The sequence below is a fragment of the Pseudomonas sp. ok272 genome (genome assembly GCF_900109995.1).
Taxonomy (GTDB): Bacteria; Pseudomonadota; Gammaproteobacteria; order Pseudomonadales; family Pseudomonadaceae; genus Aquipseudomonas.
In genome coordinates this window covers 403,621-421,969 of record NZ_FOCB01000001.1, presented here as the reverse complement: position 1 = coordinate 421,969, position 18,349 = coordinate 403,621, and the positions used below count along the sequence as shown (strand labels likewise).

The following is an 18,349-nucleotide window of genomic DNA, read 5'->3' as shown; positions in this document are numbered from 1 at the left end:
GGATGACGTCTTCGCGAGCAAGCCCGCTCCCACAGGGTTTTGTGGCCGCTCACCACAATGTGATTCAACTCGCTCAATCGTGGGAGCGGGCCTGCCCGCGAAGAGGCCCGTCAGCCGGGCACAAACCCCGCCAACGCCTTGGCCAGTCGCTTGGCCCGCGCCCCGGCTGCCAGGCTCAACACCGCTTGATCACGCGCCCACAAGGTCGCCCAGTGCGGCGAGCCAGCGGCGAAGGCTTGATCGAGTGCAGCCTTCAAGGCCTCGAACTGCGCAAACAACCCACCCAGCAACACATGCCCGACGCTGCTGGTGGGCGGCTGGCGGCTGGCCTCGCTGCACCCGGCCAACACGGCCAGCAATTGCAGTTGCAGCCCTTGCGGCCAGCCGCTGTCATGGCCGACGCCGTACAACCAGGCGCACAGGGCGCTGAGCACGTAGATGTCTTCCAGGGTGCGAAAGGGTTTGACGTAGGCGTCCCAGCCATCGCCGGCCAGCAATTCGCACCCTGCGTTGTCCAGGTACAAGCGGCCATGGCTGATGTCCGGCATCAAGGCGATGGCCGGGAGCTTCTCGACCCGCACGCCCAACTCGCCGCAATACACCACCGCCAGGCTCAGGCGCGGTGGTTCGCCCTCCTCCTCGTTGCGGGCGGCCACCAGCATCCAGTCGGCGGCATCACCGGCGGTGACGAAGTCCTTGCGGCCGCTCAACCGCAACCCGACCAGGCGGGTCTGCATGTCGGCCGGGCGCAGGCTGCGCTGTTCGGTCGCACACATCGCCCCCAGGGTTTGCGGCGCACTGGGCCACAACATGCGCAGGGCCGCCTGGTAACCCACCAGGAACGCCAGGCCCGGCGTGGCCATCATCCGCCCGCCGCGCACGGCCAATTCAAACGGTGTCACCACTCCCAGTTCGTGCAGCAAGGTCGCGTAACCCTCCGCCAGGTCAGCGTTTTCGGGCAATCGCGCAGTGTTGCTCAACAGGGCTTGCCAAGGCATAGGAGGTTCCTCAAAGGCTGTCACACAAGCATCACCAAAGCTTCATGGCGATGACACCGGGGCTACATAGCCTGACTTTGCACAACAAAGTCGATCGACTGCAACCCATGACGGGTGAACAGTCCGTATGGAGATTCGCAATGACTCAGATCGCCAACATCAGCGACACCGGCACGGAACGCCGCCTGCAAGCCGAACGCCTGATCGGCGCCCAGGCCTTGCAACAAGCCCAGGCCCTGCGCTTCAAGGTTTTCAGTGCTGAGTTCAACGCCAAGCTCAAGGGCGCGGAACGGGGTCTGGACATGGATGACTACGATGTTCACTGCACCCACATTGGTGTGCGCGACCTGAATACCGGGCACTTGGTGGCCACCACCCGCCTGCTCGACCATACGGCCGCCAGCAGCCTGGGCAAGTTCTACAGCGAAGAAGAATTCAGCCTGCACGGGCTGATCCACCTCCAGGGCCCGATCCTGGAGATTGGCCGGACCTGCGTCGACCCGGCCTATCGTAACGGCGGCACCATCGCGGTGCTCTGGAGTGAATTGGCCGAGGTGCTGAACCAGGGCGGCTACCGCTACCTGATGGGCTGCGCGAGTATTGCGATGCAGGACGGCGGGATCCAGGCACACGCCATCATGCAGCGCCTGCGCGAACGCTACCTGTGCACCGAGCACCTGCGCGCCGTGCCGAAGAAGCCGTTGCCCAGCCTCGACATCCCCGCCAACGTGATCGCCGAAATGCCGCCGCTGCTCAAGGCCTACATGCGCCTGGGGGCGAAGATTTGCGGTGAGCCGTGCTGGGACGAGGAATTCCAGGTGGCCGACGTGTTTATCCTGCTCAAGCGTGACGAGCTCTGCCCGCGCTACGCCAAGCACTTCAAGGCGGCCGTGTAATGAGCCGGCTGCGGGTGTACGCGCGGATTGCGCGAGTGCTCGGGGTGGTGGCGCTGGGGTTGAGCATGGCCGGGGTGTTTGGCCTGCTCGAACGCCTGGGGGTGGCCAACTCGATGGTGCGGCGCCAGCGCTGGTCGCAGTTCTTCATGAGTCGCCTGAGCCATGCCTTGCCGTTTCGCGTCACGGTGCACGGACCGTTGCCGCGCCAGCCGATGCTCTGGGTCAGCAATCACGTGTCCTGGACCGACATCCCGTTGCTGGGCATGCTCACCCCGCTGTCGTTCCTGTCCAAGGCCGAAGTACGCACTTGGCCGGTGGCCGGCTGGCTCGCCGCCAAGGCCGGCAGCCTGTTCATCCGCCGGGGTGCGGGCGACAGCCAGTTGATTCGCACACAGATGAGCCGCCACCTGGCACAACAGCATGCTCTGCTGATGTTCCCCGAAGGCACCACCACCGATGGCCGCTCGCTGCGCACCTTCCATGGCCGCCTGCTGTCGGCCGCCATCGACGCGCAGGTGTCACTGCAACCGGTGGCGATTCGTTACCTGCGCGATGGCCAGGTCGACCCGCTGGCCCCTTTCATTGGCGACGACGACCTGCTGTCGCACCTGATGCGCCTGTTCACTCACGACCAGGGCGATGTCGAGATTCACCTGCTGCGCCCGATTGCCTGCCAGGGCCGCGAGCGTGCAGCGCTGGCGTTCGAGGCGCAGCAGGCGGTGCATCTGGCGTTGTTTGGGGCGAGCCCACTCACCCAGCAAACACCGATGCGACCGGCCATTGCAGCCTGAGCAGATGATTCAACTAAAGGAATAGAGACTCCTTGGGGGAGCGAACTCGTTCCCACTTTCAGTTCTGCGCTGTCAGTCGATCGTGGGAGAACGCCTGCAACTGTGGATAGAAACCGCGAAAGTCCTCGCTCAACGACTCATACAGGCGCTCCAACTCCTGCATCGCCAAGGCCAATTCCTCGGGCCGCGACAGGCGTCGGGAAATCCCGCGCAGCACCTGATCCAGCACCGCGAAGTCGCGATACGAGCCCAGCCAATCATCGGCCGCCATGTACGGTGCGATCCGCGCCAGGCGTTCAGGCAGTTGAGGCTCGGCCGACAGCACCCGGTACACACCCGAGGTGAACTGATCCAACGGCGAGTCGGCATACAGCGTCCAGTCCCGTGCCAGGCAATGGTCGAAAAACACATCGAGGACGATCCCCGCATAACGGCGCCGGGTCAGGGTGAAGCGCGACAACGCGGCGTCCACCAGGACATGGCGGTCGGTAAACACGTCGATGTGTCGATGCAACGCGATGGCGCGCTCGATCTCCGGGTTGAATTGCCCTTGCAGCCGCCCTTTGACGAAATCGCCATACAGGCTGCCGAGCAATTGCCCGGGACGCTGGCCGCCGAGGTGTAGATGTGCGAGATAGTTCATGACGCGTAGCTTAGCACTGCGCCCCATATATCGTTATAACCCGATATACCGATTTAAGCGGACATCAGAACCAAATCATATTGGTATATCGCGAACTAACGATTTAAAGTTCGCCTTATCGCGATATAACGCTATACCCACCCGAGCCCTGCCATGTCCACCATCGACCTCGACGAAATAATAAAAGCCCTGGCACACCCAGTACGGCGAGAAATCCTGCACTGGCTGAAGAATCCGACTATCGAATTCCCCGACCAGTCCCACAGCAATGAGCACGGCGTCTGCGCCGGGCAGATCGATCAACGTTGCGGCCTGTCGCAGTCCACGGTGTCTGCACACCTGGCGACCCTGCAACGCGCCGGTCTGATCAGCAGCCGCAAAGTCGGCCAATGGCACTTTTTCAAACGCAACGAGGAAACCATCGAGGCGTTTCTCGGCACACTCAGTAAAGAGCTCTGACCCTTAACGTCAGTCGGCCAACAAGGAAATACCCATGCCCCTCCCGCTTCTCATACTGGCCTTGAGTGCCTTCGCCATCGGCACCACCGAATTCGTCATCATGGGCCTGCTGCCCGATGTGGCGGCCGACCTGGGTGTGTCGATCCCCGGCGCCGGCTGGCTGGTGACCGGCTACGCCCTGGGCGTGGCCATCGGTGCGCCCTTCATGGCACTGGCCACCGCCAAGCTGCCACGCAAGGCGGCACTGGTAGCGTTGATGGGCATCTTCATCATCGGCAACCTGCTGTGTGCGATGGCCAGTGACTACAACGTGCTGATGTTTGCCCGCGTGGTCACAGCCCTGTGCCATGGCGCGTTCTTCGGCATCGGCTCGGTCGTGGCCGCCAGCCTGGTGCCGGCCAACAAGCGGGCGTCCGCCGTGGCCCTGATGTTCACCGGCCTGACCCTGGCCAACGTGCTGGGCGTACCCCTGGGCACCGCGCTGGGCCAGGAAGCGGGCTGGCGCTCGACCTTCTGGGCGGTGACCGTGATTGGTGTGGTCGCGCTGATCGGCCTGATCCGCTTCCTGCCGGCCAAGGGCGATGAAGAAAAACTCGACATGCGCGCCGAACTGGCCGCCCTCAAGGGTGCCGGGATCTGGTTGTCGCTGAGCATGACCGTGCTGTTCTCGGCGTCCATGTTCACCCTCTTCACCTACGTCGCGCCGCTGCTCGGTGACGTGACCGGCGTCTCGCCCAAGGGCGTGACCTGGACCCTGCTGCTGATCGGCCTGGGCCTGACGGTGGGCAACATCATCGGTGGCAAGCTGGCGGACAAACGCCTGGCCGCGACCCTGATCGGTGTGTTCATCGCCATGGCCGTGATCTCGACCGCACTGAGCTGGACCAGCGTTGCCCTGATCCCCACCGAAATCACCCTGTTCCTCTGGGCCACCGCCGCCTTCGCCGCCGTACCGGCGCTGCAAGTCAACGTGGTGGCCTTCGGCAAGGCTGCGCCCAACCTGGTGTCGACCCTCAATATCGGCGCTTTCAACCTGGGCAATGCCTTCGGCGCCTGGGTCGGCGGCAGTGTCATCGCCCACGGTTTCGGCCTCACCCGCGTGCCCCTGGCCGCTGCGGTGCTGGCGATCCTGGCCCTGGTGGTAACCCTGATTACGTTCCGTCAGCGCGGCGATGCCGAGCTGGCCCCGGCAACTCTTTGATCACTTTCGAGGCATATTTCTTATGACGACTATTTTCGATCCAATCAAACTTGGCGACGTCGAATTGGCCAACCGGATTATCATGGCTCCGCTGACCCGCTGCCGCGCCGACGAGGGCCGTGTGCCCAATGCACTGATGGCCGAGTATTACGTACAACGTGCCAGCGCCGGCCTGATCCTCAGCGAAGCGACCTCGGTGACGCCAATGGGCGTTGGCTACCCGGACACGCCGGGCATCTGGTCCAACGACCAGGTACGCGGCTGGGGCAACGTGACCAAGGCGGTGCACGGTGCCGGCGGTAAAATCTTCCTGCAACTGTGGCACGTGGGGCGGATTTCCCATCCGTCCTACCTTGACGGTGAAACACCCGTGGCCCCCAGCGCCATCCAGCCCAAGGGCCACGTCAGCCTGGTTCGCCCATTGGCCGACTACCCAACGCCGCGCGCCCTGGAAACCGCGGAGATCGCCGACATTGTCGACGCTTATCGCACCGGTGCCGAGAACGCCAAGGCCGCCGGTTTCGACGGTGTGGAGATCCATGGCGCCAACGGCTACCTGCTCGACCAGTTCCTGCAAAGCAGCACCAACCAGCGCACCGATCACTACGGTGGCTCCCTGGAGAACCGGGCGCGCCTGCTGCTGGAAGTGACGGATGCGGCGATCGAGGTGTGGGGCGCCGGCCGGGTCGGCGTGCACCTGGCGCCACGCGCCGATGCCCATGACATGGGCGACGCCAACCGCGCCGAAACCTTCCTCTACGTCGCCCGCGAGCTGGGCAAGCGCGGCATCGCGTTCATTTGCGCCCGCGAACACGCAGCCGACGACAGCCTCGGCCCGCGCCTGAAAGAAGCCTTCGGCGGCCCGTACATTGCCAACGAGGGGTTCACCCAGCAGAGCGCCAACGCCTGGCTGGCCAGTGGCAAGGCCGATGCAGTGGCGTTCGGCGTGCCGTTCATCGCCAACCCGGACTTGCCAGCGCGCCTGAAGGCCGATGCCCCGCTCAACGAAGCCCACCCGGAAACCTTCTATAGCAAGGGCGCGGTCGGCTACATCGACTACCCAACGCTCTAAGCCTGACCACTGAAACGCAAAAGCCCCGACTCGAAAGCGCCGGGGCTTTTGCATTGAACGGTGATGAACCGCGGGCGGCTCACACACGTTCACCTCGATGACACAATTTCCCTACAAAATACGCAGTCCGCTACCTATCAAGCGACCGGGTGTGCGTATATAAAAGCACCCCTTTGTCAGCGGCAGGTAAAGTCCGGGCGTCAACTACCGTGGGTGTTGACACAAACGGGTTCTATTACGCATGTTGTCTTCTGGTCAGTCGCAGGCTGGGGCTCAAGCGCAGCATATCCAGCCCGGCGTCGACCCAGTGTTCGGCGTCGCTGTGGAGCTCAAAGCTGTCGGGGGCCAACAACCATTGGTACAGCAAACCGTCGATGTAGGCATGAATACTGATCGCGGCGCGGGTCGTGTCGAGGTCTTCGGGCAACTGACCCTGTCTAACCGCATTTCGCAGTGCCAGGCCGATACGCACATTACAATCCAGGTGGATCGTGCGGCGCTGCTGGCGCAGATCACACATCTCATCAGTGAATTCGCACTTGTGGAACAGAATCTCATTGATGCGGCGGGTCTTCGGGTCCAAGGCTACTTGATGAAACAGATGAATCAACAGCTTGCGCATGCACCCCAGCGGATTCTCTTCCTCTTCGCTTTCACTCGCCCGGGCCATGTCAGCCAGCGGCTCGTGCAGGCTGTCGAGCATCGCCTGGACCAAGTCCGCTTTATTGCTGAAGTGCCAGTAGATCGCACCACGCGTGACGCCGGCCAGGGTGGCGATATCCGCCAGCGTCGTGCGCGCAACGCCTCGTTCATAAAAGGCTTTTTCTGCCGCTTCGAGTATCTGGCTGCGGGTTTCTTGAGCTTCCTCTTTGGTACGACGAACCATGACAGTAAAACCTCGATCAGCAATGCTTCAGCGATGCCTGAACACCCTCTGAACAAATATGGAGACAACCTCTCTCGGATCGTTTCTCCCGCCTACAATTCATACTTTGCAACTGCGTTTGTAACTGGGTGGATACACAGTCTAGGTATTTACAAACAACCACGAACGTAAGTATATTACTTAGCATGCTACTTATCCACCCGGCAAAAAATTTTACCTTTCCACTTTTCTAGTGCGCGTCTTGCGCGCCTGACCCGAGGATCTTCATGCAATTCAAGCCAGCTGTTACTGCTCTGGTCACCGCCGTCGCCCTGGCATCGCTGCTCAGCGGATGTAAAAAGGAAGAGGCGGCGCCAGTCGCACAAACCCCTCAGGTCGGCGTCGTTACCCTTAAAGCCCAGCCCTTTACCCTGACCTCCGAGTTACCGGGACGCACCACGGCGTACCGCATCGCGGAAGTTCGCCCACAGGTCAACGGCATCATCCTCAAGCGCCTGTTCAAAGAAGGCGGCGACGTCAAGGAAGGTCAGCAGCTCTACCAGATCGACCCTTCGATCTACCAGGCCAACCTGAGCAGTGCACAGGCGAACCTGCAATCGACCAAGTCGATTTCCGATCGCTATGCGCAACTGGTCAAGGAACAGGCCGTCAGCCGCCAGGAATACGACACCGCCGTGGCCAATCGCCTGCAATCGGAAGCCGCCCTGCAGACCGCGCAGATCAACGTGCGCTACACCAAGGTGCTGGCGCCGCTGTCCGGTCGAGTTGGCCGCTCCAACGTCACCGAAGGTGCCCTGGTCAACAGCGGCCAGGCCAACGCCATGACCGTCATCCATCAACTGGACCCGATCTACGTCGATGTGACCCAATCCTCGGTGGCACTGCTGGAATTGCGTCGCGAACTGGCCACCGGCAAATTGCAAAAGGCTGGCAATAATGCCGCGATGGTCAAGCTGACCCTCGAAGACGGCAGCCCCTACAACCTAGAGGGCCGCCTGGAGTTCTCGGAAGTGTCGGTTGACGAAACCACCGGTTCGGTGACCATTCGTGCGGTGTTCCCGAACCCGGAACACACCCTGCTGCCTGGGATGTTCGTGCACGCCCAACTGCAAGCGGGCATCAATGACGCCGCGATTCTCGCGCCACAGCAAGGCGTGACCCGTGATCTCAAGGGCATGCCAACCGCTCTGGTCGTCGGCCCGGACAACAAGGTCGAACTGCGCCAGCTCAAGGCCAGCCGCACCGTCGGCAGCCAATGGCTGGTTGAAGATGGCCTCAAGGCTGGCGACCGCCTGATCACCGAAGGCCTGCAATACGTCAAGCCGGGGGTTGAGGTCAAAGTCAGCGAGGCAACTAACGTAGCACCGAGCACCCCGGCCCCTGCACAGGCAACAAACAAAGCTGCGGACGGCAAAGGGGAGTAAACAATGTCGAATTTTTTCATCGACCGTCCGATTTTCGCCTGGGTAATTGCCCTGGTGATCATGCTGGTCGGGGCTCTATCGATCCTCAAATTGCCGATCAACCAGTACCCGAGCATCGCACCACCAGCGATCGCCATCTCCGTTGCCTACCCAGGTGCTTCTGCGCAAACCGTGCAGGACACCGTGGTCCAGGTGATCGAGCAGCAACTCAACGGTATCGACAACCTGCGTTATGTGTCCTCGGAAAGTAACTCCGATGGCACCATGACCATCACCGCGACCTTCGAGCAAGGCACCAACTCCGATACCGCACAGGTTCAGGTGCAGAACAAGCTGAACCTGGCCACCCCGCTGCTGCCCCAAGAAGTGCAGCAACAGGGTATCCGCGTGACCAAGGCGGTGAAGAACTTCCTCTTGGTGATCGGCGTCGTATCGCGCGACGGCAGCATGAACAAGGACGACCTGTCCAACTACATCGTGTCCAACATGCAGGACCCGATCTCGCGGACAGCCGGTGTCGGTGACTTCCAGGTGTTCGGTGCCCAGTACGCCATGCGTATCTGGCTCGACCCGGCCAAGCTGAACAACTACAACCTGACGCCGGTCGACGTGCGTAGCGCCATTTCGGCCCAGAACGTCCAGGTATCTTCCGGCCAGCTCGGCGGCTTGCCTGCCGTGCCTGGCACCCAATTGAACGCCACGATCATTGGCAAGACTCGCCTGCAAACGGCGGATCAGTTCAAGGAAATCCTGCTCAAGGTCAACAAGGACGGTTCCCAGGTTCGCCTCAAGGACGTCGCTGATGTCGCCCTGGGTGGCGAAAACTACAGCATCAACGCCCAGTTCAACGGTGCCCCGGCTTCCGGCCTGGCGGTGAAACTCGCCAACGGCGCCAACGCCCTGGACACCGCCAAGGCCCTGCGCGCCACCGTTGACAGCCTCAAGCCGTTCTTCCCGGAAGGCATGGAAGTGGTGTTCCCGTATGACACCACCCCGGTGGTGACCGAATCGATCAAGGGCGTGGTTGAAACCCTCGTCGAAGCGATCGTGCTGGTGTTCCTGGTGATGTTCCTGTTCCTGCAGAACTTCCGCGCCACCGTCATCACCACGATGACCGTGCCCGTGGTACTGCTGGGCACTTTCGGCATCCTGGCGGCCTTCGGTTTCAGTATCAACACCCTGACCATGTTCGGCATGGTGCTGGCCATCGGCTTGCTGGTGGACGACGCCATCGTCGTGGTGGAAAACGTCGAGCGGGTAATGAGCGAGGAAGGCCTGTCGCCCAAGGAAGCCACCAAGAAATCCATGGGGCAGATCCAGGGCGCACTGGTCGGTATCGCCATGGTGCTTTCGGCGGTACTGCTGCCGATGGCATTCTTCAGCGGTTCGACTGGGGTGATCTACAAGCAGTTCTCGATCACCATCGTCTCGGCCATGGCCCTGTCGGTACTGGTTGCGTTGATCTTCACCCCAGCCCTGTGCGCCACCATGCTCAAGGCCATTCCAAAAGGTGAGCACGGCGCGAAAAAAACCGGCTTCTTCGGCTGGTTCAACCGCAACTTCGATCGCGGTGTACAGAGCTACGAGCGCGGTGTGGGCAACATGCTCAAGTACAAAGCGCCGTACCTGCTGGCCTACCTGGTCATCGTCGTCGGCATGATCTGGTTGTTCACCCGTATTCCAACGGCGTTCCTGCCTGAAGAAGACCAGGGTGTCCTGTTCGCCCAGGTCCAGACGCCAGCGGGCGCCACTGCCCAGCGCACCCAGGTGGTCGTGGATGAAATGCGCGAGTTCCTGTTGCGTCCAAACAAGGACGGTGGTGAAGGTGACGCGGTGGCCTCGGTGTTTACCGTCAACGGCTTCAACTTCGCCGGTCGTGGCCAGAGTTCGGGCATGGCGTTCATCATGCTCAAGCCATGGCACGAGCGTAACGCCGACAACAGCGTGTTCAAGGTCGCTGAACGTGCCCAACACCACTTCTTCACCTTCCGCGACGCCATGGTGTTTGCGTTTGCACCACCGGCGGTACTGGAACTGGGTAACGCCACCGGCTTCGACGTGTTCCTGCAGGACCGCGCCGGTATCGGCCACGAGAAACTGATGGCCGCTCGTAACCAGTTCCTGGGGATGGCGGCGCAGAGCAAGGTGCTGGCGCAAGTACGTCCGAACGGTCTGAACGACGAACCGCAATACCAGTTGGAAATCGACGACGAGAAAGCCAGCGCCCTGGGCGTCACGCTGACCGAAATCAACAGCACCCTGTCGATTGCCCTGGGCAGTAGCTACGTCAACGACTTCATCGACCGTGGCCGGGTGAAAAAGGTCTACGTGCAAGGTCTGCCAAGCTCACGCATGAGCCCCGAAGACCTGAAGAAATGGTACGTACGCAACAGCCAGGGCACCATGGTGCCGTTCTCCGCATTCGCCAAGGGCGAGTGGGTCTACGGCTCGCCGAAGCTGGCGCGTTACAACGGCGTGGAAGCCATGGAGATCCTCGGTGCTCCGGCCCCGGGTTACTCCACCGGTGACGCCATGGCCGAAGTCGAAGCCCTTGCCAAGAAACTGCCGGCCGGTGTCGGTATCTCCTGGACGGGCCTGTCGTACGAGGAACGCCTGTCCGGTTCTCAGGCACCTGCGCTGTACGCCTTGTCGCTGCTGATGGTGTTCCTGTGCCTGGCGGCGCTGTATGAAAGCTGGTCGATTCCGATCGCGGTCATGCTCGTGGTACCGCTGGGGATCATCGGCGCCCTGCTCGCTACCAGCTTGCGCGGCTTGTCCAACGACGTGTACTTCCAGGTGGGGCTGTTGACGACCATCGGCTTGGCAGCGAAAAACGCCATTCTGATCGTCGAGTTCGCCAAGGAACTGCATGAACAGGGACGCAGCCTGACAGACGCAGCCATCGAAGCCTGCCGGATGCGTCTGCGACCGATCATCATGACGTCGCTGGCCTTCGTCCTCGGGGTCGTGCCGCTGGCGATTTCCACCGGCGCCGGTTCGGGCAGCCAGCATGCCATCGGCACTGGCGTGATCGGCGGTATGATCACGGCCACCGTCCTGGCGATCTTCTGGGTCCCACTGTTCTTTGTCACTGTGTCCTCGATGGGTCAGCGCAAAAATGCCGACCTCGACGATGCACCAAAAACTTCTAAAGAGGCTGGCCAATGAGCAAGTCGCTACTCTCGCTAGCCGTCGCCGCGTTCGTACTCGGTGGCTGCTCGCTGATCCCCGATTACCAGCAACCCGAGTCCCCTGTGGCCGGGCAGTACCCGCAGGGGCCGGCCTATTCGCCGGCCCAGGCGCCAAGCCAGGCGGCCGCGGAACAAGGCTGGAAGCAGTTCTTTCATGATCCGGCCCTGCAACAGCTGATTCAGGTCGCCCTGGAAAACAACCGCGACCTGCGTGTCGCGGCGTTGAACATCGACGCCTATGCGGCTCAATACCGCATCTCGCGGGCCGACCTGTTCCCGGCGGTTTCGGCCACCGGCACCGGCAGTCGCCAACGGATGCCGGCCAATGTGTCGAGTTCCGGCAATGAAATGATCGCCAGCTCCGCCTCGGCCACCATCGGTATCAGTGCCTACGAACTCGACCTGTTCGGTCGTGTGCGCAGCCTGAACGAGCAAGCGCTGCAGAACTACTTCGCCACCGAAGAAGCTCGCCGCAGCACGCAGATCAGCCTGGTGGCCAGCGTGGCTAACGCCTACCTGACCTGGCAGGCCGACAAGGAACTGCTGAAGCTGACCCAGGACACCCTCGCCACCTTCGAAGAAAGCTACCGGCTCACCGCCCGCAGCAACGAAGTCGGCGTGGCCTCGGCGCTGGACCTGAGCCAGTCGCGGACCTCGGTGGAAAACGCCAAGGTGCAACTGGCCAAGTACACCCGCCAGGTCGCCCAGGATCAAAACAGCCTGGCCTTGCTGTTGGGTACGACCGTGCCGGCTAACCTGAGCGCCGCCAAGCCACTGGCCGACGACCTGCTGAGCGATGTGCCGGCCGGACTGCCTTCGGACCTGCTGCAACGTCGCCCGGATATCCTGACCGCCGAGCACAGCCTCAAGGCCGCCAACGCCAACATCGGCGCGGCACGGGCAGCGTTCTTCCCGAGCATCAGCCTGACCGCCAATGCGGGCTCCCTGAGCCCGGACCTGTCCGGCCTGTTCAAGGGCGGCTCGGGCACCTGGTTGTTCTCGCCAACCATCAACCTGCCGATCTTCAACGCCGGCGCCCTGAGCGCCAGCCTGGATTACTCGAAGATCCAGAAAGACATCACCGTCGCGCAGTACGAGAAGTCGATTCAGACCGCCTTCCAGGAAGTCTCCGACGGCCTTGCCGCACGCCAGACCTACAACCAACAGTTGCAGGCCCAGCGTGACCTCGTCCAGGCCAACCAGGATTACTACCGCCTGGCCGAGCGTCGCTACCGGATTGGTGTCGACAGCAACCTGACGTTCCTCGACGCCCAGCGCCAGCTGTTCAGTGCCCAGCAGTCGCTGATCACCGACCGCCTGTCGCAACTGGTCAGTGACGTGAACCTGTACAAGGCGCTCGGTGGCGGCTGGAACGCCCAGACCGCGAAGAACGAGCCGGTGAAAGAACAAGCACCGGAACTGAAGTTGTTCTGATAATCGCCGGAAAAAACGAAGCCCACCTTTTGGTGGGCTTTTTAGTGGGCGCGCAACAACAGGTGAACCGCTCAGTCCGCCAGCAAGAAGCTCAACACCCGCTCACTGAACGCGTTGCCAGCCTGCACGTTGGACAAATGCGCCGCGTAGAACTCGGCGTACTCGGCGCCTTTGACCTGCGCCTGAATGAAGCGCGAGCCCGACGGTGGCGTGACCGCATCTTCGGTGCCGGCGATCACCAGCAATGGCACCTGAATCGACGACACCTGCTCACGGAAGTCGGCATCCCGTACCGCCGCGCAGTTGGCGGCATAGCCTTGTGGCGAGGTGGTCGCGAGCATGTCGGTGATCTGCTTGGCCACGGCAGGATTGGCCACGGCAAAGTCCGGGGTAAACCAGCGGGCAATCGACGCATCGCGCAAGGCCACCATCGCCACCGGACCATCGCGTAGCACGGTTTCGATACGCGGGTTCCAGACCGAGGGCTCACCGATCTTCGCCGCGGTGTTGCACACCACCAGCTTATGCAGGCGCTCGCCGGCGTTGATCCCCAGCCACTGGCCGATCAAACCGCCCATGGACAGGCCACAAAAATGCGCGCGCTCAATGTGCAGGGCATCGAGCACCGCCAGGACGTCCCGGCCCAATTGCTCGATGCTGTACGGCCCCGGCGTGACCAGCGAGCGACCGTGGCCACGGGTGTCCAGCCGCAGCACTCGAAAATGCTCGCTGAACACCGGCATCTGCACATTCCACATGTTCAGGTCGGTACCCAGGGAGTTGGACAGCACCAGCACGGGCGCGCCTTCGGGTCCGTCCAGTTGATAGTGCAGCTCACCGTCAGTCAGTTGTACAAATGCCACAAAAACACTCCTCAAGGCTGTCAGGGGGAAAACGCACACTCACCTCGAGCGCACGCCACCCGGTCAAAGGTCGTGATGCAGATAAGCCGCCTGCTTGGGCAGGCGCAAGCTGAACAGGAACGCGACGGCCATCATCACCGTCACGTACCAATAGAACGAATTCTCCATGCCCACCGCCTTCAGGCTCAGGGCCACATACTCGGCCGATCCACCGAAGATCGCGTTGGCCACCGCATAGGCCAGGCCAACCCCCAGTGCACGGACTTGCGGTGGAAACATCTCGGCTTTCACCAAGCCGCTGATGGAGGTGTAGAAACTGACGATGGCCAACGCCAAGGTAATCAACACGAATGCCAGGAACGGGCTGCTCACCGACTTCAAGCTCAACAGGATCGGCACGGTACACAGGGTACCGAGTGCACCGAACCAGAGCATCGAGTTACGCCGGCCAATCCTGTCCGCCAGCATGCCAAACAACGGCTGCATGCACATGTACAGGAACAGCGCGCCGGTCATGATGTAGCTGGCGGTCTTGGCGCTCATCCCGGCGGTGTTCACCAGGTACTTCTGCATGTACGTGGTGAAGGTGTAGAAAATCAACGAACCACCGGCGGTGTAGCCCAGCACGGTAATAAACGCAGCCTTGTGATCGCGCAACAGTGCCCGGATGCTGCCCGCATCCTTGTTTTCGCGCATTTCCTTGCTGGTGGTTTCCTTGAGCGAGCGACGCAGCAACAGCGAAATCACCGCCGCGAAGGCACCGACCACGAAGGGAACTCGCCAGCCCCAGGCACGCAACTCGTCCTCGGAAAGGAACTGTTGCAGGATCACCACCACCAACACCGCCAGCAGTTGCCCGCCGATCAGGGTCACGTACTGGAACGAGGCGAAAAACCCGCGCTGGCCCTTGAGGGCCACTTCGCTCATGTAGGTCGCCGTGGTGCCGTACTCCCCGCCGACCGAAAGGCCCTGGAACAGCCGGGCGAGCAACAGCAGGATCGGCGCCCAGACGCCAATGTCCTTGTAGGTGGGCAAGCATGCAATGAGCAATGAGCCGGCGCACATCATCAGCACCGAAATCATCATCGAGTTCTTGCGCCCGTGCTTGTCCGCCACCCGGCCAAACAACCAGCCGCCAATCGGTCGCATCAGGAACCCGGCGGCGAAAACACCGGCCGTGTTGACCAGTTGCACCGTGGGGTTATCGGAAGGAAAGAACGCCGGGGCGAAGTAGATCGCGCAGAACGCGTAGACATAAAAGTCGAACCATTCGACCAGGTTGCCGGACGAGGCCCCGACAATCGCAAAGATCCTTTTGCCGCGCTCTTCTGCGGTGTAGTGACTGGTTGTTGTCATGGTTATTCACTCATTGGGGACAGTGAGAGTCTAGACACACTTTGCAACAACCCCGTTCCACAGAACCACTATTGGATGGCTGTTGTGATGGTGAAACGCCAACCGTATGGGAGCGGGCTTGCTCGCGAAGACAGACTGACACTCACCATCAATGTCGACTGCTAGACCGCTTTCGCGAGCAAGCCCGCTCCCACACCAGGTATCTCCCGACGAACGAGTATCAGACCCGCTCAATCGCCAATGCCAAGCCCTGCCCTACGCCCACACACATCGTCGCCAGGCCTTTCTTGCCGCCGGTCTTTTCCAACTGATGCAGTGCCGTCAGCACCAGGCGCGCCCCGCTCATGCCCAGCGGATGGCCCAAGGCAATAGCGCCGCCATTGGGGTTGACCTGCGCCGCGTCGTCGGCCAGGCCGAGTTCACGCAACACGGCCAAGCCCTGGCTAGCGAAGGCTTCGTTGAGTTCGATCACGTCGAAATCACTGATCGCCACGCCCAGGCGCTCAATCAACTTACGCACCGCCGGCACCGGGCCGATGCCCATCACACGCGGGGCAACACCGGCACTGGCCATCCCCAGCACTCGGGCACGGGCGGTCAAGCCATGTTTCTTCACCGCCTCGGCCGAAGCCAGGATCAGCGCCGCTGCACCGTCGTTGACGCCAGAGGCGTTCCCGGCGGTGACGGTCTTGTTCGGACCGTTGACCGGTTTCAATTTGCCCAGGGTTTCGAGGCTGGTATCGGCCCGTGGATGCTCGTCCTGCTCGACCACGCTTTCACCCTTCTTGTGGGCAATGCGCACCGGGACGATTTCCTCGGCGAAGTAGCCGGCCGCCTGTGCCGCAGCGGTGCGCTGCTGGCTGCGCAGGGCAAACGCATCCTGGTCGGCGCGGGATATGGCGTAGTCGTCGGCCACGTTATCGGCGGTCTGCGGCATCGCATCGACGCCGTACTGGGCTTTCATCAAGGGGTTGATAAAGCGCCAGCCAATGGTGGTGTCTTCCAGCTTCATGCCGCGCGAAAACGCGGCATCGGCCTTGCCCATCACGAACGGTGCGCGGGACATCGACTCGACGCCGCCGGCAATGGCCAACTCCATCTCACCGCTGGCAATCGCGCGGAACGCGGTGCCAATCGCATCCATGCCCGAGGCACACAGGCGGTTGAGGGTCACCCCGGGAATACTCTCCGGCAAGCCGGCCAGCAGCAGCGCCATGCGCGCCACATTGCGGTTGTCTTCACCGGCCTGGTTGGCGCAACCGAGGAACACCTCATCCACCGCCGTCCAGTCGACGCCCGGGTTGCGCTCGATCAAGGCCTTGATCGGGACAGCGGCCAGGTCGTCGGCACGCACCGTCGACAAACCACCCCCAAAGCGACCGATAGGGGTACGAATCGCGTCGCAGATATAGACATCACGCATCACGCTTCTCCTGGTGCCTGGCCGTGGGCGGCAGCGGTGCGCGCTTCGAGATCGCGCAGGGCCGTCAACTCGACCTCGGTTGGCTCGGCGGTGTGCGTCACCTGCTCGGCAAAACGGACCGGCCAGCCGGTGGCCGCGACCACTTGCTCTCGGGTCACGCCTGGGTGCAACGCGGTCACTACAAACTCATGGGTGTCGGCTTCCGGTTCCATGATGCACAGGTCAGTAATAATCCCCACCGGCCCGGCGCCTGGCAGCCCCAGGCGCTTGCGCGAGTCGCCACCTTCGCCATGGCCCACCGAGGTGATGAAGTCGAGTTTTTCGACGAACGAACGGGCCGATTGCTTGAGGATGATCAGCACACTCTTGGCGGAGCCGGCGATTTCCGGCGCACCACCGGCACCCGGCAGGCGGACTTTCGGCTGATGATAATCACCGACCACCGTGGTGTTGATGTTGCCGAAGCGGTCGACCTGCGCGGCGCCGAGGAAGCCGACGTCGATGCGCCCGCCTTGCAGCCAGTAGCGAAAAATCTCACCGGTCGGCACGACCGTGTCGGCGGTCTCGGCCAGTTCACCATCACCGATGGACAGCGGCAGCACGCTCGGTTTGGCACCAATCGGACCCGACTCGTAGATCAGCACCACATCCGGCGAGGACGTCAGGCGAGCCAGGTTGGCCGCTTTCGATGGCAGACCGATCCCGACGAAGCACACCGAACCGTTCTTCAGGCGACGGGCAGCGGCAACGGTCATCATTTCATTGGTGGAGTACGTCATTATTTGGCCTCCGAAGCGCGAGCCAGTTTGGCCTGGAATTCACTGAAGTCCGCAGTGCCATGGATGTATTCGTTGATCCACGCGGTGAAGGTCTCACGGTCGCGGGCGATCGGGTCCCACGCCTGGTAGAAGCGGTTGTCACGCTCGGTGTAACCGTGGGCGTAGGACGGATGTGCGCCGCCAGGCACATGGCAGACGGCACTCAAGGCCCAGGTTGGCAGGACGCAGGCGTTCATCGGCGCCTTCAAGTCATCGACGATTTCTTCAACTGTGACGATGCAACGCTTGGCCGCCAGTGCGGCTTCTTTCTGCACGCCGAGGATACCCCAGAGCAACACGTTGCCCTTGCGGTCGGCCTTCTGTGCGTGGATGACCGTGATGTCCGGGCGTACCGACGGTACCGCCGCCAGCACTTCGCCGGTGAACGGGCAGGTCACGGTCTTGATCAGTGGGTTGACCTTGGGCAGGTCAGAACCGGCGTAGGCCCGCAGCACTGCGAACGGTAGGCCCGAGGCTCCCGCGACGTAGGCGTTGGCCAGGTCCGCATGGCTGTGCTCTTCGATTTCCAGGGCGTGGGGCCACTGCTTCTCGACCGCGTCACGCAGACGGTGCAGCGAACCGACGCCCGGGTTACCGCCCCAGGAGAAAATCAGCTTGCGTGCGCAACCGGCACCGATCAATTGGTCGTAGACCAAGTCGGGAGTCATCCGCACCAGCGTCAGGTCTTTCTTGCCCTGACGAATGATTTCATGACCCGCGGCGGTAGGAATCAAGTGGGTGAAGCCTTCGAGCGCGACCGTGTCGCCGTCATTCACGAATTGCTTCACTGCGTCGTGCAGCGAAAGGATTTCAGCCATGGGTTGGACTCCCGGGTATCAGTAAACCGATGTGGAGGACAAGGCGCGATGGACAGCGCCGGAATGACTGAAGGTT

The 18,349-nt window shown here is 62.0% G+C and carries 16 protein-coding genes; 8 read left to right on the top strand and 8 right to left on the bottom strand.

The genetic code is table 11. The features are described 5' to 3' along the window. Nucleotides 1-110 precede the first annotated feature (110 nt). On the bottom strand, nt 111-998 hold the full coding sequence (locus tag BMW74_RS01970; protein WP_093412862.1) for an acyl-CoA dehydrogenase middle domain-containing protein: 888 nt from the start codon (nt 996-998) through the stop codon (nt 111-113). A gap of 140 nt (nt 999-1,138) precedes the next feature. Here BMW74_RS01970 and olsB point away from each other — a divergent pair, with 140 nt between their 5' ends. Together olsB and BMW74_RS01960 are read left to right on the top strand one after the other, a co-directional pair. Next, nucleotides 1,139-1,894 (top strand): L-ornithine N(alpha)-acyltransferase, encoded by a 756-nt coding sequence (gene olsB / locus BMW74_RS01965; RefSeq protein ID WP_093412859.1) that lies wholly within the window; start codon nt 1,139-1,141, stop codon nt 1,892-1,894. After that, nucleotides 1,894-2,685, top strand: a complete 792-nt coding sequence (locus BMW74_RS01960; protein WP_093412855.1) for a lysophospholipid acyltransferase family protein — start codon at nt 1,894-1,896, stop codon at nt 2,683-2,685. Before olsB ends, BMW74_RS01960 begins: the two co-directional genes overlap by 1 nt. Before the next feature lie 58 nt (nt 2,686-2,743). Here the strand turns inward: BMW74_RS01960 and BMW74_RS01955 are convergent, their stop codons facing one another. Then, nucleotides 2,744-3,328, bottom strand: coding sequence for an acyl carrier protein phosphodiesterase (locus tag BMW74_RS01955; RefSeq protein WP_093412852.1), 585 nt, complete (start codon nt 3,326-3,328; stop codon nt 2,744-2,746). A gap of 153 nt (nt 3,329-3,481) precedes the next feature. Between BMW74_RS01955 and BMW74_RS01950 the strand changes: the two genes are divergently transcribed. From BMW74_RS01950 to BMW74_RS01940, 3 genes are read left to right on the top strand one after another with little or no spacing between them, the layout of a single operon-like run. Beyond that, complete coding sequence (locus tag BMW74_RS01950) at nt 3,482-3,787, top strand: ArsR/SmtB family transcription factor (protein WP_093412849.1); 306 nt, start codon at nt 3,482-3,484, stop codon at nt 3,785-3,787. Nucleotides 3,788-3,821: 34 nt separating this feature from the next. Further along, a complete protein-coding gene (locus BMW74_RS01945; protein WP_093412846.1) occupies nt 3,822-4,988 on the top strand; it encodes an MFS transporter in 1,167 nt (388 codons plus the stop codon). 22 nt (nt 4,989-5,010) lie between these two features. Then, nucleotides 5,011-6,060 carry an alkene reductase gene (locus BMW74_RS01940; RefSeq protein WP_093412843.1) on the top strand — a complete coding sequence of 350 codons (1,050 nt, stop codon included), beginning with the start codon at nt 5,011-5,013 and terminating at the stop codon, nt 6,058-6,060. A gap of 235 nt (nt 6,061-6,295) precedes the next feature. Here BMW74_RS01940 and BMW74_RS01935 read toward each other — a convergent pair whose 3' ends face one another. Beyond that, on the bottom strand, nt 6,296-6,946 hold the full coding sequence (locus BMW74_RS01935; protein ID WP_093412840.1) for a TetR family transcriptional regulator: 651 nt from the start codon (nt 6,944-6,946) through the stop codon (nt 6,296-6,298). Between the two features lie 266 nt (nt 6,947-7,212). Here BMW74_RS01935 and BMW74_RS01930 point away from each other — a divergent pair, with 266 nt between their 5' ends. The 3 genes from BMW74_RS01930 to adeC are packed head-to-tail and all read left to right on the top strand — an operon-like array spanning nt 7,213 to nt 12,995. Continuing rightward, on the top strand, nt 7,213-8,370 hold the full coding sequence (locus BMW74_RS01930; protein WP_093412837.1) for an efflux RND transporter periplasmic adaptor subunit: 1,158 nt from the start codon (nt 7,213-7,215) through the stop codon (nt 8,368-8,370). A gap of 3 nt (nt 8,371-8,373) precedes the next feature. Further along, a complete protein-coding gene (gene emhB / locus BMW74_RS01925; protein ID WP_093412834.1) occupies nt 8,374-11,538 on the top strand; it encodes an efflux RND transporter permease subunit EmhB in 3,165 nt (1,054 codons plus the stop codon). Continuing rightward, nucleotides 11,535-12,995, top strand: a complete 1,461-nt coding sequence (adeC, locus tag BMW74_RS01920; protein ID WP_093412831.1) for an AdeC/AdeK/OprM family multidrug efflux complex outer membrane factor — start codon at nt 11,535-11,537, stop codon at nt 12,993-12,995. Before emhB ends, adeC begins: the two co-directional genes overlap by 4 nt. 71 nt (nt 12,996-13,066) lie before the next feature. Here adeC and pcaD read toward each other — a convergent pair whose 3' ends face one another. The 5 genes from pcaD to BMW74_RS01895 all read right to left on the bottom strand — a co-directional run bounded on the left by pcaD (nt 13,067) and on the right by BMW74_RS01895 (nt 18,273). Further along, on the bottom strand, nt 13,067-13,858 hold the full coding sequence (pcaD, locus tag BMW74_RS01915; protein WP_093412829.1) for a 3-oxoadipate enol-lactonase: 792 nt from the start codon (nt 13,856-13,858) through the stop codon (nt 13,067-13,069). Between the two features lie 63 nt (nt 13,859-13,921). Further along, nucleotides 13,922-15,214, bottom strand: a complete 1,293-nt coding sequence (locus BMW74_RS01910) for an MFS family transporter (protein WP_093412824.1) — start codon at nt 15,212-15,214, stop codon at nt 13,922-13,924. A 220-nt stretch (nt 15,215-15,434) separates the two neighbouring features. After that, nucleotides 15,435-16,640, bottom strand: a complete 1,206-nt coding sequence (pcaF, locus tag BMW74_RS01905; protein WP_175479135.1) for a 3-oxoadipyl-CoA thiolase — start codon at nt 16,638-16,640, stop codon at nt 15,435-15,437. Then, nucleotides 16,637-17,419, bottom strand: a complete 783-nt coding sequence (locus BMW74_RS01900; RefSeq protein ID WP_175479140.1) for a CoA-transferase subunit beta — start codon at nt 17,417-17,419, stop codon at nt 16,637-16,639. The genes pcaF and BMW74_RS01900 overlap by 4 nt, the downstream gene beginning before the upstream one ends. Further along, on the bottom strand, nt 17,416-18,273 hold the full coding sequence (locus BMW74_RS01895; RefSeq protein ID WP_093412810.1) for a CoA transferase subunit A: 858 nt from the start codon (nt 18,271-18,273) through the stop codon (nt 17,416-17,418). The genes BMW74_RS01900 and BMW74_RS01895 overlap by 4 nt, the downstream gene beginning before the upstream one ends. Between the last annotated feature and the right edge of the window lie 76 nt (nt 18,274-18,349).

Excerpts from the sequence above, each read along its gene's own strand:
- BMW74_RS01935 (WP_093412840.1), bottom strand. The coding sequence starts at position 6,946 with ATGGTTCGTCGTACCAAAGAGGAAGCTCAAGAAACCCGCAGCCAGATA.
- BMW74_RS01950 (WP_093412849.1), top strand. The coding sequence starts at position 3,482 with ATGTCCACCATCGACCTCGACGAAATAATAAAAGCCCTGGCACACCCA.
- BMW74_RS01960 (WP_093412855.1), top strand. The coding sequence starts at position 1,894 with ATGAGCCGGCTGCGGGTGTACGCGCGGATTGCGCGAGTGCTCGGGGTG.
- BMW74_RS01930 (WP_093412837.1), top strand. The coding sequence starts at position 7,213 with ATGCAATTCAAGCCAGCTGTTACTGCTCTGGTCACCGCCGTCGCCCTG.
- emhB (WP_093412834.1), top strand. The coding sequence starts at position 8,374 with ATGTCGAATTTTTTCATCGACCGTCCGATTTTCGCCTGGGTAATTGCC.
- BMW74_RS01945 (WP_093412846.1), top strand. The coding sequence starts at position 3,822 with ATGCCCCTCCCGCTTCTCATACTGGCCTTGAGTGCCTTCGCCATCGGC.
- olsB (WP_093412859.1), top strand. The coding sequence starts at position 1,139 with ATGACTCAGATCGCCAACATCAGCGACACCGGCACGGAACGCCGCCTG.
- adeC (WP_093412831.1), top strand. The coding sequence starts at position 11,535 with ATGAGCAAGTCGCTACTCTCGCTAGCCGTCGCCGCGTTCGTACTCGGT.
- BMW74_RS01970 (WP_093412862.1), bottom strand. The coding sequence starts at position 998 with ATGCCTTGGCAAGCCCTGTTGAGCAACACTGCGCGATTGCCCGAAAAC.
- BMW74_RS01940 (WP_093412843.1), top strand. The coding sequence starts at position 5,011 with ATGACGACTATTTTCGATCCAATCAAACTTGGCGACGTCGAATTGGCC.
- BMW74_RS01895 (WP_093412810.1), bottom strand. The coding sequence starts at position 18,273 with ATGGCTGAAATCCTTTCGCTGCACGACGCAGTGAAGCAATTCGTGAAT.
- BMW74_RS01955 (WP_093412852.1), bottom strand. The coding sequence starts at position 3,328 with ATGAACTATCTCGCACATCTACACCTCGGCGGCCAGCGTCCCGGGCAA.
- BMW74_RS01910 (WP_093412824.1), bottom strand. The coding sequence starts at position 15,214 with ATGACAACAACCAGTCACTACACCGCAGAAGAGCGCGGCAAAAGGATC.